This window comes from Vibrio splendidus 12E03 (assembly GCF_000272105.2).
In the GTDB taxonomy this organism is placed as follows: domain Bacteria; phylum Pseudomonadota; class Gammaproteobacteria; order Enterobacterales; family Vibrionaceae; genus Vibrio; species Vibrio splendidus_I.
The window spans coordinates 71,053-86,533 of the sequence record NZ_AJZD02000071.1 but is presented as its reverse complement, the minus strand read 5'-3'; the positions used below and the strand labels follow the sequence as shown (position 1 = coordinate 86,533).

General features: G+C 45.1%; 14 protein-coding genes and 1 pseudogene. 11 read left to right on the top strand and 4 right to left on the bottom strand.

Translation table 11 applies throughout. From position 1 onward, the window contains the following. The 9 genes and pseudogenes from A142_RS24710 to A142_RS06820 all read left to right on the top strand — a co-directional run. Positions 1-99 (top strand): annotated as a pseudogene (locus A142_RS24710) (heme exporter protein CcmB); the annotation flags it as partial. Positions 100-247: 148 nt separating this feature from the next. Then, entirely contained in the window at positions 248-988 is a 741-nt protein-coding gene (locus A142_RS06855) for a heme ABC transporter permease (protein WP_017064107.1), read from the top strand. 14 nt (positions 989-1,002) lie between these two features. After that, positions 1,003-1,209, top strand: a complete 207-nt coding sequence (gene ccmD, locus A142_RS06850) for a heme exporter protein CcmD (RefSeq protein ID WP_009848525.1) — start codon at positions 1,003-1,005, stop codon at positions 1,207-1,209. Next, complete coding sequence (ccmE, locus tag A142_RS06845; protein WP_019824849.1) at positions 1,206-1,688, top strand: cytochrome c maturation protein CcmE; 483 nt, start codon at positions 1,206-1,208, stop codon at positions 1,686-1,688. The genes ccmD and ccmE overlap by 4 nt, the downstream gene beginning before the upstream one ends. Continuing rightward, complete coding sequence (locus A142_RS06840) at positions 1,685-3,655, top strand: heme lyase CcmF/NrfE family subunit (protein ID WP_019824848.1); 1,971 nt, start codon at positions 1,685-1,687, stop codon at positions 3,653-3,655. Before ccmE ends, A142_RS06840 begins: the two co-directional genes overlap by 4 nt. 5 nt (positions 3,656-3,660) lie before the next feature. Continuing rightward, a complete protein-coding gene (locus tag A142_RS06835) occupies positions 3,661-4,212 on the top strand; it encodes a DsbE family thiol:disulfide interchange protein (protein ID WP_019824846.1) in 552 nt (183 codons plus the stop codon). Further along, the gene (locus A142_RS06830) at positions 4,209-4,697 is read left to right on the top strand and encodes a cytochrome c-type biogenesis protein (RefSeq protein WP_019824845.1); all 489 of its coding nucleotides are present in this window, start codon (positions 4,209-4,211) and stop codon (positions 4,695-4,697) included. Before A142_RS06835 ends, A142_RS06830 begins: the two co-directional genes overlap by 4 nt. After that, complete coding sequence (gene ccmI / locus A142_RS06825) at positions 4,697-5,917, top strand: c-type cytochrome biogenesis protein CcmI (RefSeq protein WP_019824843.1); 1,221 nt, start codon at positions 4,697-4,699, stop codon at positions 5,915-5,917. The genes A142_RS06830 and ccmI overlap by 1 nt, the downstream gene beginning before the upstream one ends. A 118-nt stretch (positions 5,918-6,035) precedes the next feature. After that, positions 6,036-6,821, top strand: coding sequence for an MlaA family lipoprotein (locus A142_RS06820; protein ID WP_019824841.1), 786 nt, complete (start codon positions 6,036-6,038; stop codon positions 6,819-6,821). Positions 6,822-6,910: 89 nt separating this feature from the next. Here the strand turns inward: A142_RS06820 and A142_RS06815 are convergent, their stop codons facing one another. From A142_RS06815 to A142_RS06800, 4 genes are all read right to left on the bottom strand, one after another. Beyond that, positions 6,911-8,188, bottom strand: coding sequence for an outer membrane protein transport protein (locus A142_RS06815; RefSeq protein ID WP_019824839.1), 1,278 nt, complete (start codon positions 8,186-8,188; stop codon positions 6,911-6,913). Positions 8,189-8,485: 297 nt separating this feature from the next. Then, complete coding sequence (locus A142_RS06810; protein WP_019824837.1) at positions 8,486-9,748, bottom strand: outer membrane protein transport protein; 1,263 nt, start codon at positions 9,746-9,748, stop codon at positions 8,486-8,488. Positions 9,749-10,045: 297 nt separating this feature from the next. Further along, entirely contained in the window at positions 10,046-10,774 is a 729-nt protein-coding gene (locus A142_RS06805) for a DUF3379 domain-containing protein (RefSeq protein ID WP_019824835.1), read from the bottom strand. Beyond that, positions 10,767-11,315, bottom strand: a complete 549-nt coding sequence (locus A142_RS06800) for a sigma-70 family RNA polymerase sigma factor (protein WP_029405621.1) — start codon at positions 11,313-11,315, stop codon at positions 10,767-10,769. The genes A142_RS06805 and A142_RS06800 overlap by 8 nt, the downstream gene beginning before the upstream one ends. A 562-nt stretch (positions 11,316-11,877) precedes the next feature. Here A142_RS06800 and fadI point away from each other — a divergent pair. Beyond that, a complete protein-coding gene (gene fadI / locus A142_RS06795) occupies positions 11,878-13,185 on the top strand; it encodes an acetyl-CoA C-acyltransferase FadI (protein WP_019824831.1) in 1,308 nt (435 codons plus the stop codon). Then, a complete protein-coding gene (gene fadJ, locus A142_RS06790; RefSeq protein WP_019824829.1) occupies positions 13,185-15,401 on the top strand; it encodes a fatty acid oxidation complex subunit alpha FadJ in 2,217 nt (738 codons plus the stop codon). The genes fadI and fadJ overlap by 1 nt, the downstream gene beginning before the upstream one ends. Positions 15,402-15,481: the final 80 nt, after the last annotated feature.

The window sequence follows — 15,481 nt, the reverse complement described above, 5'->3', positions numbered from 1 at the left end:
TAAAACGGCCAATTGGCGGTGCTTGGGGCAATGTTAATGGGTGCGATGACTATGACGCCTTTTGCGATCAGTGCCGCACTTAGAGTGAGTGTGAACTGATTGGGGTTCCGTTATCGTATAGCCAATGTGAACCAAACGTGTCGATTGGACTCATAGAGTCAGTAAAACTGAAAGCAAGACAAATAAAATTATTATAATTATAGCTTTAATAGCTGTAAGCAATATGAAGTAAGAGTGAGATTACAACATGTGGAAATGGCTCCATCCCTATGCCAAAGCAGAAACCTCTTATCAGCTTGCTGGTAAACTTTTGCCATGGTTTTCGATCCTAGCGCTATTGTGTCTATCCGTCGGTACCGTGTGGGGGCTTGCATTTGCGCCTTCTGATTACCAACAAGGCGATAGCTTCCGTATCATCTACATCCATGTTCCGTCTGCAATTTGGTCGATGGGCGTATACATGTCGATGGCGATTGCTGCCTTTATCGGTTTGGTATGGCAGGTAAGGCTATCAGATATGGCTGCACTGGCGATGGCACCGATTGGTGCTGTGTTTACCTTCATTGCGTTACTAACCGGCGCGGTTTGGGGTAAACCAATGTGGGGTGCTTGGTGGGTTTGGGATGCGCGTTTAACCTCAGAGCTGATTCTTCTATTCTTATACTTAGGTGTGATTGCACTTCACCACGCTTTTGACGACCAAAAAACAGCAGCCAAAGCGGCAGGCATTTTGGCTATCGTTGGTGTCATCAACCTACCTATCATTCACTTTTCAGTAGAGTGGTGGAACACACTTCACCAAGGCGCGACGATCACTAAGTTCGACAAGCCTTCTATTTCAAGTGACATGTTATGGCCGCTTCTTCTTAACATCTTCGGCTTCGCTTTTTTCTTTGGTGCTGTGACTATGGTTCGTTTCCGTAACGAAATCATCAGTAAAGAAAGTCACCGTCCATGGGTTCGCAAGCTTGCGGCTGAAAAAGCGTAGTAGGGTAGGTAATTATGTATTTTGAATCTTTGAGTGATTTCTTTGCCATGGGAGGCTATGCCTCGTATGTATGGAGTGCATTTGGAATCACATTCCTCGCGATGATCATTTTACTGGTCGTAAGCGTTCGTCGTGGTAAGCAATTACTAAATGAAGTACAAGCTAAGATTGATCGTCAAGCTCGTATCGATGCAGCAAAAAATATGGAGAACACTCTATGAACCCAAGACGTAAAAAGAGGCTGGGCATTGTCTTAGCGATCTTTTTTGGTATCAGTGCGACTGTTGGATTGATGGTTTACGCACTTAACCAGAACATGGATCTGTTCTACACACCAACTGAGCTGGTCAACGGCAAAGATGGTAAGAAACCTGAAGTTGGTCAACGCCTACGTATTGGTGGCATGGTCGTAGTCGGCTCTGTAAGCCGTGACAATGAATCACTACGTGTAAGCTTTGATTTGCAAGATGTAGGCCCTAAAGTAACGATTTTATATGATGGCATCCTTCCTGATCTTTTCCGTGAAGGCCAAGGTATTGTTGCTCAGGGTGTCCTTAAAGATGCGACGACAATTGAAGCGTTCGAGGTGTTGGCAAAGCACGATGAAGAGTACATGCCTTCTGAAGTTGCAGAAGCAATGAAGAAGACTCATGAGCCTTTGCAATACACAACTGAACAAAAAGAAGGAAATGCTCAATGATAGCCGAGATCGGCCATTTTGCGATGATCCTGTCTTTGGGACTTGCATTGCTGCTAAGCGTGCTCCCATTGTATGGAGCCGCTCGAAATAACACATTATTGATGAACAGCGCACGACCGTTGTCGTGGGGTATGTTCGGATTCTTAGCGATTTCGTTCTTTATCTTGTGTTACGCGTTCTACACAAATGATTTTACGATTCAATATGTAGCGAGTAACTCGAATAGCCAACTGCCTTGGTACTACCGAATCACGGCGGTTTGGGGCGCTCACGAAGGTTCATTACTGCTTTGGGTTCTTATCCAAGCAGGTTGGACGGTTGCAGTAGCGACGTTCAGCCGTGGTATGCCTCAAGAGTCTGTGGCTCGCGTACTGGCTATCATGGGTTTGATTACTGTCGGCTTCTTGCTGTTCATTATCGTAACCTCTAACCCGTTCCTACGTACATTGCCTTTCTTCCCTGTAGATGGGCGAGATTTGAACCCACTACTGCAAGATCCGGGTTTGATTATTCACCCGCCAATGCTTTACATGGGTTATGTAGGTTTCTCGGTAGCGTTCTCTTTTGCAATCGCTTCTCTAATGAGTGGTCGTTTAGATACGGCATGGGCTCGTTGGTCTCGCCCTTGGACAATCGCTGCTTGGTTATTCCTAACGGTAGGTATCGCACTAGGTTCTTGGTGGGCTTACTACGAACTTGGCTGGGGTGGCTGGTGGTTCTGGGATCCAGTAGAAAACGCTTCATTCATGCCTTGGTTGGCTGGTACTGCTCTAATGCACTCACTAGCGGTAACTGAAAAGCGTGGCACATTTAAAGCTTGGACAGTACTGCTGGCTATCTCTGCATTCTCGCTAAGCTTACTAGGTACATTCCTAGTTCGTTCGGGCATCTTGGTATCGGTTCACGCATTCGCGTCGGATCCTGCTCGTGGTATGTTTATTCTAGGTTTCCTAGTCTTTGTTATCGGTGGTTCACTGCTGTTGTTCGCTGTTAAAGGCGCATCGGTTCGTGTTCGCGGTAACTTCGATTTGGTTTCTCGTGAAAACGCATTGCTTGGTAACAACATCTTATTGATTGCAGCGCTTGTCGTTGTATTAGTCGGTACGCTACTGCCATTAGTTCACAAACAGTTAGGCTTGGGCTCGGTATCTATCGGTGCACCATTCTTTGACATGTTGTTCTTCTGGTTAATGATCCCGTTCTCGTTCCTGCTTGGTATCGGTCCTCTGATCCGCTGGAAACGTGACAACCTATCTAAGCTTGTTAAACCAATGCTGATTTCAGGTGCATTTTCACTTGGCTTGAGTGCGCTAATGGTTGCTCTACTGGCTGACCGCTTCAGTGGTACTGCTTTTGCTGGTTGGGTAATGGCGTTCTGGATCATCTTCATGCACGGCTTTGAGCTGCATGAGCGTGCGACTCACCGTCATACATTCCTGAAAGGTCTAACTAAGCTACCTCGTAGCCACTGGGCAATGATGTGCGGTCACATTGGTTTAGCCGTGACAGTGATTGGTATCGCGATGGTGCAAAACTACAGCATCGAACGCGATGTACGTCTGGCGCCAGGTGAAAGCTACCAGCTTGAAGAATACAGCTTCCTGTTTACAGGGGTTCGTGACAAAGATGGTCCTAACTACGATGGTTATATTGCTGACTTTGAAATTACCAAAGAAGGCAAATACATCAACACGCTTCACGCTGAAAAACGTTTCTACACCACAGCTAAGTCTATGATGACAGAAGCAGCGATTGACCGTGGCGTAACGCGCGACCTTTACATCGCAATGGGTGAACGTTTAGACGACAACAAATCTTGGGCTGTACGTATCTACTACAAACCATTTGTACGTTGGATCTGGGCAGGTTCTTTGATTATGTCGATTGGTGGTGCTATTGCTATCAGTGACCGTCGTTACCGTTTCCGTAAGCCAACCAAAAAGTCGGCTCAAGAGCAGGAGGCTTAATTCGAATGAACAAGAAGATTTTATTCATTCCTTTGATTGCGTTCATGGTTCTCGCTGGAATCTTTGCAACGCAATTGATGCGCAATCAGTCGGGCGATGACCCGACTAAGCTTGAATCGGTATTGATTGGTAAGCCTGTTCCTGAGTTCGGTCTAGAAGACTTAGAACAACCAGGTAAGTTTCATGATCAAGCGATCTTTAAAGGTGAGCCACTGCTTCTTAACGTATGGGCAACTTGGTGTCCTACTTGTTACGCAGAGCACTCTTACCTGAACAAGCTCGCAGCTCAAGGCGTTAAGATCATTGGTCTTAACTACAAAGATGACCGCAACAAAGCGGTTGGTTGGTTAAAAGAACTGGGTAACCCGTACCTTATCAGTCTGTTTGATGGCAACGGTATGCTGGGTCTTGACCTTGGCGTATATGGTGCACCTGAGACCTTCTTAATTGATGCCAACGGCGTGGTTCGTTACCGCCATGTCGGTGATGTGAACCCAACCAACTGGGCATCGACGCTTGAGCCGATGTATCAAGAGTTGTTGGAGGAATCGAAATGATTAGAAAGGCACTGATTACGCTATTCGCTACGTTCGCAATCTCAGCGACAGTTGCGGCTGCGCCTATCGAATTTCATGAATTTGATACTGTGGATCAAGAACAGCAGTTCAAAGAGTTGAGCAATACGCTGCGTTGCCCTAAATGTCAGAACAACACGATTGGTGATTCGAACGCTGAACTTGCGGTCGACTTACGCCAGAAAGTGTACGAAATGACAAAAGACGGTAAGTCGAAGCAAGATATCATTGATTACATGATTGCTCGCTACGGTAACTTCGTTACTTATAACCCGCCGCTGACGCTGGCAACTTCAATTCTTTGGATTGGTCCATTTGCGGTCGTTGTGTTCGGTTTCGGTTTGATTATTTTACGAAGCAGAAAATCAAAGTCGAAAGCCGTAGAGTCAGATAAAGACTGGGATGCAGACAAAGAAGCTCGCTTAAAAGCGTTACTCGATGAAGAGAACGACGGAGATAAGAAGTAATGACTCTATTTTGGATTTCTACCATTATCCTTTCGCTAGCGGCAATTTTCTTAATTGTTCTACCCTTCATTAATAAGAAGGCGAACAATGACGAAATGCTTCGCGACGAGTTGAACAAAGCATTCTATAAAGACCGTCTTGTCGAGTTAGAAGTAGAAGCAGAAGAAGGCCTTGTTGATAATCAACAAGAACTGATCGCTGATTTGAAACAGTCTCTACTGGATGATGTACCTGCTCAGCAAGAGATGAAGAAGACTCAGATTTCAACGCTTGGTGTGGTTGTACCGTCGATCATCCTTGTCGTGGTTGTGACTTATGGTATGTACTTTAAGTTTGGTGCATTGGACAAAGTTCAACACTGGCAAGAAGTGAGCTCAAACCTTCCTGAATTGTCTAAAAAGCTAATGTCATCGGAAGGCGGTGCATTAACGGATGACGAACTGGAAGATTTGACTCTAGCGCTTCGTACCCGTCTACATTACCAACCAAAAGATTCAACAGGTTGGTTGCTATTGGGTCGTATTGCACTGGCTAACCGCGACGCTGAAACAGCAAAAGATTCTATGGAACGAGCTTACAAGCTTGAACCTAAGAATGAAGATGTTCAGTTAGGTTTCGCGCAAGCACTGATGCTTTCTCCTGATGAAACTGATCAAAACCAAGCTCGCTTGATTTTGAGCCGATTGATTCAAAACGACTACGTCGACCTTCGCGTGTTCTCACTGCTAGCGTTTGATGCGTTTGAGCGTCAAGACTATCCCGGTGCAGTGAAGTACTGGAGTATCATGCAGCAAATGATTGGTCCACAAGACAGTCGCTACGAAATGCTTTCGCGCAGTATTGAAAGTGCTCAGCAAAAAATGGGCGACGCGATGGGTGTCGACCAAGGTAAGACTGTTGCTGTAACACTAGACCTTTCTGCTGATGTGAACGCAGATCCTAACTCTGTGTTAATCGTGTCAGTACACAGAGCTGATGGTTCTCCAATGCCTATCGCTGCGGCTCGTTACCCACTAGGGACTTTCCCTCGTACTGTTGTGCTTGATGATGGCAACAGCATGTTGGAAGGGCAGGAACTGTCTAGCCTAGAAACTCTCATGGTTAGAGCTAGGCTTGATACAGATGGTAACGTTTCAACTCGCGACGGTGATTGGTACGGTGAAAGTGAAGTGGTAGAACTGGGTGCTCCAGTGACCATTGATATCAATAAGCAATATTAATCATCACTTTGCATAAGCGCTAGCTATTCCGATTTGTTGATAAACGGTATAGACTTACGCAAACAATTGAGGTCAGCGATTGCTGGCCTTTTTTATTATTCCTTATGGAAAAGGTGATATGTCTGTCAGTGTTTTAAGACTCTCGAGTTTACTTTTTATCGCAAGCTTAACGGTGGGTTGTTCAAGTGCGCCGGACGAAAGTGTTAACGATGATAACCTCGAAACCTCTGAATACGTCGAAGAGTCCCACCCGAATGATCCTTTTGAAGGCTTCAACCGCGCGATGTGGGATATCAACTACGAATATCTAGATCCTTATCTGGTTCGCCCTGTTTCCCTCGCTTATGTTGACTACACCCCTGTGCCAGTGCGTTCTGGTATCTCCAATTTTTTAGCCAACTTAGACGAGCCATCAAGCATGGTGAACAACCTTATTATGGGCAACGGTGAAAAAGCACTCGACCATTTCAACCGTTTTTGGATCAACTCAACGATTGGTTTGTTAGGCTTAATCGATATTGCCAGCGAAGCGGGGATCACCAAATACGATGATAAGTCGTTCTCTGATGCGATTGGTCATTATGGGGTAGGGAATGGTCCGTACTTCATGGTGCCGGGTTATGGGCCGTTAACAACGCGAGAAGTGACTGAAACCGTCGATGGCTTGTATGTTCCTTTATCTTTCTTGAACTTCTGGACGAGCTTAGGTAAATGGGCATTTGAAGGCATGGAAACACGTGCTCAATTAGTATCACAAGAAGCGCTGTTGGATGATTCTCCAGATCCATACGCATTAACGCGTGATGTATATATTCAACGCCGTGACTTTAAAGCCGAGATCGAGCCTGAAGAGGTCGACCTTGAAGAAGAAGATTTGATCGATGGTTATCTAGAAGATTACTAGAAACATGATTTAGAAAATCGATAAAAGAAAGGCTCGATGTTGATGCAACATCGAGCCTTTTTAATGCTTTCTACTTTTAGGGAGGTAGATTAGAAGCGGTAGTTAGCTTGTATACCTACTAGCCAGATGCTACCTGTTACTTCACCTTCGAAGCTGCCACCAAATAAATCTGCTGCAGCATCGGTTTCATGCATTTTAGCGTCTTTCGCTAGGATGTAAGTGAAACCAGCATCTAGAGTTAGCTGCTTAGACCATTGGTAGCCTGCACCAATGCTCAGCCAAGTACGATCTGTTTCTGGGATAGTCGCAGTGCGGTGCTCTTCGCTTACTGCCGAAGTGTCGTAAGCAATACCAGAACGCAGAGCCAGTTTTGGTGTCATTTGGTAAGTCGTACCAATTGCAAAGCGGTAGTTGTCTTCCCAGTTCTCTTGCTTGATCTCAACGCTGTTTTCACCAGGGAAATCCGCTACAAGTTCTTTAAAGCTGCTCCAGTTTGTCCAGTTAACACTCGCGTGAACTGCAACTTTTTCTGTTAGCTGGTGGAAGCTCGCAAGTTCTGCTGTTGCTGGAAGTGCAAGGTCCATTGAACCATTTTTGTGCGCCGCCGGGTTTGCTTGGTTGAAACCAAAGCCTTGTGCATAACCTTCTAGAGTTAGATCAACTTCTGACTTGTAAGTAAAGCCAAGGCGGTTGTTTTCATTAATCTGCCACGCTGTACCAATTTGCCAGCCCCATGCAGTGTCATCACCTTCCATATATTTTAAAGGAGTACCTGCTGGTAATGGAACAAGCGAGTTTGCTGTAGATACTGCACCAAAGCTACCTTCAGCCATAATGTAACGAATGCCACCACCAAGAGAAACACTCTCCAGTACTTGGTATGCAGCATTAAGGTTTAGCTCCATTGTAGTAACACTTGCTTCGTTACCATGGTTAGCGCCACCAAAGTCTTTCCCTAGGTCTGTTTCCATACCGTAGTTAGTACCAGCAGCAAAACCTAAAGCAAATTTTTCGTTGTACTTATGAGAAACGTAAAAGTTTGGGATAACTGCACTGTGTGCAAAATCACTAGAATTTGATGAAGTTGTTTTGCCCATCATAGACGTAGAAGTACCGTCGATATCGATGTTCGGGTCAACATAGATAGCACCAACAGAAACCTGAGTGCCTTCTAGATAAGTCAGCATGGCAGGGTTACGCCATTGTGCGTCTGCACCGTCAGCCATTGCAGCTTCACCCGCGTATGCACGGCCTAGGCCTGTTGCTGAGTATTCTGCTAGCTGAAAACCTGCCGCTTGAGTCACGGTAGAAGTCGAAAGTAGTCCAACTGCCACTGCAGCAGATAGAAGAGTCTTATTTATTTTCATTATTATGTTCGCTGAATCATAAGTATTTAGTGGCGTGATTCTACTTTTAGAGTCATTACTTTAAAAATGAAATTCGAATAAAACAGTGTTTTAGGGGTTTAATAATCAATTGTGACTAATTATTAGGTAAATATTCTGAATGTTTCGGCTGTGTTGCGAGGTTTGAGCGTACACTTGTAGTCATTTGTAGCTAGCGCAGGCTACAGTTGTAAGCTTAAATTGATGCGGGTCAGTGGTTTAGAAAATAAAAAAGGGTCGCGTAATGCGACCCTTTGGGTATTTATAACCTAGCTTTTATTAGAAGCTGCGGCTGTATTGCAGGCCTAGTAGGATTGCATCAGCATGCGTTGTTGCGCTAACAGAAGTTGCGCCTAAGCTTTCTTCAACTTTAGTATCATCACCTAGTAGGTAAGTGAAACCAAAGTCTACGTTAGAATCGGTATTAATGTGGTATGTGAAACCAGCAGAGAACCACTGACGATCTGAATCTGGTACAGAGATAGAAGTTAGTGAATCTTGTGCACTTGTGTCGTACATGTAACCAGCACGAAGCGTCCAATCAGTGTTCAGGTAGTATGTACCACCAATAGCGTAGTGCCAACCATCTTGCCATTTGTAATCTTTCTGGTACGCGCCTGTGCCGCCGCTCAATGCGTAAGCCAGTGTCGATTGAGTAGGATCTAGCTTCTCAAAATCAATTGAGTCGAATGCACTCCAACCAATCCATTGAACAGAGTAGTGAACAGCGAATTTAGTGTCTTCAATTTTGTGGAAACCAGAGAACTCTGCCATATCTGGTAGAGGCAGTGTGATTTCTTGACCGTTGTCATCTTCCGCGGTGAACTCAGGGCTGTAACGGTAAGATAGACCAAAACGGTTGTTTTCATCTAGCTCGTAAACTGTACCTACGTTAAAGCCAACAGCCCAACCAGTTGCACCATCTACGTCAAGTAGTTTTTGTCCTGCGGCTGGGCCAAAGCCGACACCAGCAGTACGCTTCATTGTGCCTTCACCGTAGATCAGGTCAAGACCGGCACCAAAGCTCCATTGATCGTTTAGACGGTAAGAGCCTGCAAGACCGAAGTTGATGCTCATTACATCTGTTAAACCGCCATATTCACTAGCTAGGTAATCATCTGAAAACTCAGTTTTAGTACCGAAGTTAGAGTAAGCGTTCACACCCCAAGCAAACTTTTCATTAACAGGAACAATGAGGTGAATGTTTGGAGCTACAGAAGTATCACCAACATCATCAACGTTATCGACTGGCATTGCGCCACCAAGCGTATTGTAGCTAGTATCTTTCACTTCAATCATTGAAGTGATTGTTTCAAAACCAAGAGAAAGCTCAGTTTTGTCAAACAGTGCCATTGCTGCAGGGTTACGTGCCATTACTGACGCGTTATCTGCGATTACTGCATCACCAGCGAAAGCACGGCCGATGCCGGTAGCTGATTGTGCGTTAAGTTGGAAACCTGCTGCCATCGCTTGCGAAGACGCCAGTGTAATTGTTACTGCTAAAAGAGACTTTTTAAACAGACGCGTGTTGTTGGTAGTCATTCATTTATTCCTTTATATATCCGCCTCTACAGGGCGATTAATTTGAGCAATTGCTCAATGGTGGCTGATCCTATTCGCAAGTATACGATATACAAATCCGACCATTGGAAATTTTGAGTGGAAAATTATGGAAATGACGCCTATCTGGCACGAAAATGGTGCGAAATGCTGTTTTTTAGAGTTTTAACTCTAGAGATATTGGTGGTGTGAATGGTTTTTCGGTTTATTTATAAATAAAGCCCAGCAATATCAGTAATATAATTGCTGGGCCTTTTGTGACGGGGCTTTAAGAGCGAATTAGCTCATCGGTTTGATCATTTTTGTCAGATTTTCGGCGATTTTGGAAACATCCTCACCATCTTCACCAACAAGGATCAGGCTACTGTTATCGATTGGTGTAACTGAACCAGACATACCTTTTTCGTCAAAATCGACGGCTTTGTCTGTTGGGATTCCAGTTAAAAATAGAGTTACTTTACCTTTCTCACCTTGGAAGACCATGTGCATTGCATTGGACTTACCAAAACCACAATGGTTCAAGTAATACACGTGATAAGGAAATGCCTCATCGAATTGATATGCAAATGGGTTCATCTTGGCGTTGATCTGCTGCGATGTAACCTGCTCATCGATAGAACTAACGAAGCTTTTTTCATCAACCACATGTTTCATCGCGGTATCGACCAAACTTGCTTGAGCGGGAGATACGAGTGCATTTCCCCAGTTAACTTGGCCAACCAATAAACCGGCTACAAATGCTACCGAGGCAGCCATCGCCATTGCTCGTCGAGCAAAAGTCGGCCTTACCACTTTGCTTTCTTCGCTTGAGGTCTGATTGAACAGAATGCGATCAGCAAGATCGTCTGGCACATCCACATTCATTGCAGAGTGGATCTGTTTATCAAGCGCTAGTACATCGTCTAAGAAGTTACTATTGGCTTCGCTATTCGCGGCCGCATCAACAATATCTTGTGTACGTTGTTTAGGTTCCGACAATACACGACGACGAAATTCCAAATCATCCATTATGTTGCCCCCTCTCTGCCTCTTCTGTATCCAACAGCTCTTTCAACTGATTTCGAGCTCTGAATAAACGTGTCATCACCGTGTTTTTGTTGAGATCGAGAATATCGGCAATCTCATCACCACTAAAACCACCAATCACTTGCAAGAAGAGAGGTTCACGGTAATCAATTTCAAGTTTCATGATCTGGGCTTGCAACCACTGATGCTGATGGTGCGGGTCATCACTGACACTAGCATCGTTACCGTGATCGTCGATATCAACCAGATCAAACTGTTTGCGTTCAAAACGTCGAGCGTTCTCGCGTCTCAAGATGGTAATCAGCCAAGATTTAGCGGCTTTTTCATCTTGAAGGCTATCGAGTGACTTCCATGCACGAAGGCAAGTTTCTTGCACTAAATCTTCGGCAATGCTTTTGTCTTTGCATAACCAATAGGCGTAGCGAAAGAGGTCACGGTGATAGGCACGTACGAGTGCTTCGTATTTTCTTTGTTTGTCCATATCAGAGTTGACCGGACGCTTGGCTTTTTTCTTTCCAAACATTTTTATTATTGACACACGAGCCTCCATAATTGCTCTGCGTATAGCTGTCCTCTATACGTTGTGCTTCGTTTATAGTCTGTTTCGTCTTTAGAGCGAACGGCGGCTGGAATTCGTAAAATCACATTAAAATTGATCTACTTCAAAATCTAAGACCCTGAAAAAGTTATAGTACACCTTGTCGTCTAGTTAGTCATTCGTGGCTAGCATGTTGAGCAAGACGACACTTCCTTTTGAAGGCTGACTTTACTTTCTCCTAATCAGGAAACTGATTATTTTCAATTGGCGTCAAGTTAATTGCTTTATACACATTCCGACCACACAGCTTTGTGTGGTTTTTTTTTTGCCTCGAGAAAACCAATCTCCTACACCGCTATAACAGTCTTTGCTTACAATAGTTTAGTCTCTTACGACAACCTTTCACCCAAAAAGGTTCGCCTGAATGTGCAGTTATATTTTCAAACAGTGAGATACTCGTATCACGTTTATTTAAACGCTCGTTTGATTTAATTAACAACTTCTTTACAATGTTTCAGGTCAGACCTCTTAACTTTAAGGAGAAACCATGGGCAAACAGGAAGTCAAAACGCGTTCTGGAGAACGTGTTGCCGTTGTCGCTGGATTACGAACCCCATTCGCTCGTCAGAGCACAGAATTTAGCCAAGTGCCTGCGGTCGACTTAGGCAAAATGGTTGTGAGTGAAATGCTCGCAAGAACTGATGTCGATCCTGCGCTAATCGAACAAGTCGTGTTCGGCCAAGTTGTTCAGATGCCAGAAGCACCAAACATCGCGCGTGAAATAGTGTTGGGTACCGGTATGGATATCAATACCGATGCTTACAGTGTGACTCGAGCGTGTGCGACCAGCTTTCAAGCAGCAGTCAACGTGACCGAAAGCATTATGGCTGGCACGATTGATGTCGGTATTGCTGGTGGTGCCGATTCTTCTTCTGTATTGCCTATTGGCGTTTCCAAAAAGCTAGCTGCAAATTTATTAGCACTGAGCAAAACCAAAACCATGGGCCAAAAACTGAAAATTCTCAAAACACTTTCAGTAAAAGATTTGATGCCAGTACCGCCTGCCGTTGCTGAATATTCGACCGGTTTATCCATGGGACAAACTGCTGAGCAGATGGCTAAGACACACGGTATTACTCGTGAAGCTCAAGATGCACTTGCTCACCGTTCTCACTCTTTGGCTTCTCAAGCATGGAAAGAAGGCAAGATTAAAGACGAAGTAATGACGGCATTTCCGGCACCGTACAAAAAGTACCTAGCGGAAGATAACAACATTCGTCATGACTCAACGGTTGAAGGCTACGCTAAGCTTCGTCCTGCTTTCGATAGAAAATACGGCAGTGTGACCGCTGCGAATGCAACGCCGCTGACTGATGGCGGCGCTGCGGTGATGTTGATGCGCGAAGGCAAAGCGAAAGAGCTAGGCTTAGAAGTACTGGGTTATATTCGTGGCTATGCGTTCTCAGCTATTGGTGTTGAAACGGATATGCTGATGGGACCAACGTACGCTACCTCGCAAGTATTGAAAAACACTGGCTTAGAACTATCGGACCTTACGCTTATCGAGATGCATGAAGCATTCGCAGCTCAAGTTCTAGCGAATGTGAAAATGTTTGCGAGTGATGAGTTCGCACAGAAGAACCTTGGCCGTGACAAAGCGATCGGTGAGATTGATATGGATAAGTTCAACGTGCTGGGCAGTTCAATTGCTTACGGCCACCCGTTCGCAGCAACTGGTGCGCGTATGATGACTCAAACATTACGTGAATTAAAACGTCGCGGTGGCGGCTTAGCACTGAATACAGCATGTGCTGCTGGTGGTTTAGGTGCAGCAATGATCTTGGAGGTAGAATAATGTCTACGACTCTTGATGCAACAACAGAAAAAGAAGCAGTCACTAACGTGGATTCAACTCCAGTGACTGAAGCACCGAAAAAGAAAGCGACTGCATTCTCTCTTAACATCGATGACCAAGACATTGCTTGGCTAGCGATTGATGTACCAGGCGAGAAAATGAACACGCTACAAGCGGCTTTTGCTGAAGAGATGAAAGCGATCTTTGAGCAGTTAAAAGAGAAGCAAAGCCGCGTTAAAGGGCTAATTGTTCATTCTCTTAAGCCTGATAACTTTATTGCTGGCGCTGATGTTCGAATGCTTGATGCGTGTAAAACGGCTGACGAAGCACAGTCTCTGGCTCGCCAAGGGCAGGAGATGTTCCAAACTCTGTCTGAACTGCCGTACCCAGTGGTCGCAGCGATTCATGGCCCATGTTTAGGTGGTGGTTTAGAGCTCGCACTGGCGTGTGATTACCGTGTATGTACCGATTCAGATAAGACTCGTCTTGGTCTGCCAGAAGTACAATTAGGCTTATTGCCGGGTTCTGGCGGTACACAGCGTCTGCCTCGCCTTATCGGTTTGTTACCATCGCTCGACCTAATCCTTACGGGCAAGCAACTGCGCGCTAAGAAAGCGAAATCGCTTGGTGTTGTGGATGCTTGTGTACCTGAAACAATACTGCTTGAAGTCGCTAAAAGCTTTGTTGAAAAGAATACGGGCAGTAAAAAAGGTAAGCGTCTAGCATCGAAAAGCCAAGCGTCGACCAAAGAAAAGCTGATTTCACGTAACGGCCTTGGTCGTAAAGTGATTTTTGAACAAGCTTCTAAGAAGACAAATCAGAAAACACGCGGAAATTACCCAGCAGCAGATGCGATTCTAGATGTCATTCGTTATGGCCTTGAGAACGGCTTTGACAAAGGCCTTCAGTATGAAGCGAAGCGTTTCTCAGAACTGGTTATGACTTCTGAATCTAAAGCCCTTCGTTCGATTTTCTTTGCGACTACGGAAATGAAAAAAGAGCACGGCGCAGACGCAGAACCCAAAGCGGTTAAGCGTGTTGGTGTGCTGGGCGGTGGTCTTATGGGCGCAGGCATCAGCCATGTCAGTGTTGCTAAGGCGAAAGTGCCTGTGCGCATTAAAGACGTATCAAATGAAGGTGTGTTGAACGCGCTTAACTACAACTTCAAGTTGTTCGATAAGCAGCGTAAGCGCCGCATTCTGAGCAGAGCGGGCCTTGAAAGTAAGATGCTTCAGCTTTCTGGTGGTATCGACTTCACGAGTTTTAACCACACCGATGTGGTGATTGAAGCGGTATTTGAAGATCTCGACCTCAAGCAATCAATGGTTGCAGATATTGAAGCCAATGCTAAGCCAGAGACTATCTTCGCGACAAACACTTCTTCATTGCCAATCCATAAGATTGCAGAGAAGGCGCAGCGACCAGAAAACGTTGTCGGTCTTCACTACTTCAGCCCAGCAGAGAAAATGCCGCTGGTTGAAGTTATTCCTCATGAAACAACGTCAGAAGAGACGATCTCGACGGTGGTTGCATTAGCGAAGAAGCAAGGTAAAACGCCGATTGTTGTGAAAGATACGGCTGGCTTCTACGTGAACCGTATTCTTGCTCCGTACATGAATGAAGCTGCGCATTTACTGCTAGCAAACGAGCCGATTGAAAAGCTCGACAGCACGTTATTGGACTTCGGTTTCCCGGTTGGCCCTATCACATTACTAGATGAGGTGGGTGTTGATATCGGAGCTAAGATCATTCCTATTTTAGTGAATGAGTTAGGCGATCGTTTCCAAGGCCCTGATGTGTTCGACATTCTTCTGAACGACAACCGCAAAGGCCGCAAGAGTGGTAAGGGTTTCTATACCTACAAAGGGAAGAAGAAGGAAGTCGATAAGTCAGTTTACAAGCTGCTTAAGCTGCAACCTGAACCTAAGCTAAGTGATAACGACATCGCAATGCGTTGTGTGTTACCTATGTTGAATGAAGCGGTTCGTTGTCTAGATGATGGCATTATCCGTAGCCCTCGTGATGGCGATATTGGTGCTATTTTTGGTATCGGTTTCCCGCCATTCTTAGGTGGTCCGTTCCGTTATATGGACCAAATTGGTATTAAGTCACTGGTTGAGATGATGAACGATTTTGCTGTGAAGTATGGTGATCGTTTCGCGCCATGTGATGGCCTACTGACACGTGCTGGTTTGGATGAGTCTTTTTACAAGTAACTCTCTCTAGAAGTAACTTTCTAGTACATTGATTATGAAGCCCGTATCAAACGATTGATGCGGGCTTTATTTTTTATGGG

Excerpts from the sequence above, each read along its gene's own strand:
- A142_RS06855 (WP_017064107.1), top strand. The coding sequence starts at position 248 with ATGTGGAAATGGCTCCATCCCTATGCCAAAGCAGAAACCTCTTATCAG.
- ccmD (WP_009848525.1), top strand. The coding sequence starts at position 1,003 with ATGTATTTTGAATCTTTGAGTGATTTCTTTGCCATGGGAGGCTATGCC.
- ccmE (WP_019824849.1), top strand. The coding sequence starts at position 1,206 with ATGAACCCAAGACGTAAAAAGAGGCTGGGCATTGTCTTAGCGATCTTT.
- A142_RS06840 (WP_019824848.1), top strand. The coding sequence starts at position 1,685 with ATGATAGCCGAGATCGGCCATTTTGCGATGATCCTGTCTTTGGGACTT.
- A142_RS06835 (WP_019824846.1), top strand. The coding sequence starts at position 3,661 with ATGAACAAGAAGATTTTATTCATTCCTTTGATTGCGTTCATGGTTCTC.
- A142_RS06830 (WP_019824845.1), top strand. The coding sequence starts at position 4,209 with ATGATTAGAAAGGCACTGATTACGCTATTCGCTACGTTCGCAATCTCA.
- ccmI (WP_019824843.1), top strand. The coding sequence starts at position 4,697 with ATGACTCTATTTTGGATTTCTACCATTATCCTTTCGCTAGCGGCAATT.
- A142_RS06820 (WP_019824841.1), top strand. The coding sequence starts at position 6,036 with ATGTCTGTCAGTGTTTTAAGACTCTCGAGTTTACTTTTTATCGCAAGC.
- A142_RS06815 (WP_019824839.1), bottom strand. The coding sequence starts at position 8,188 with ATGAAAATAAATAAGACTCTTCTATCTGCTGCAGTGGCAGTTGGACTA.
- A142_RS06810 (WP_019824837.1), bottom strand. The coding sequence starts at position 9,748 with ATGACTACCAACAACACGCGTCTGTTTAAAAAGTCTCTTTTAGCAGTA.
- A142_RS06805 (WP_019824835.1), bottom strand. The coding sequence starts at position 10,774 with ATGGATGATTTGGAATTTCGTCGTCGTGTATTGTCGGAACCTAAACAA.
- A142_RS06800 (WP_029405621.1), bottom strand. The coding sequence starts at position 11,315 with ATGTTTGGAAAGAAAAAAGCCAAGCGTCCGGTCAACTCTGATATGGAC.
- fadI (WP_019824831.1), top strand. The coding sequence starts at position 11,878 with ATGGGCAAACAGGAAGTCAAAACGCGTTCTGGAGAACGTGTTGCCGTT.
- fadJ (WP_019824829.1), top strand. The coding sequence starts at position 13,185 with ATGTCTACGACTCTTGATGCAACAACAGAAAAAGAAGCAGTCACTAAC.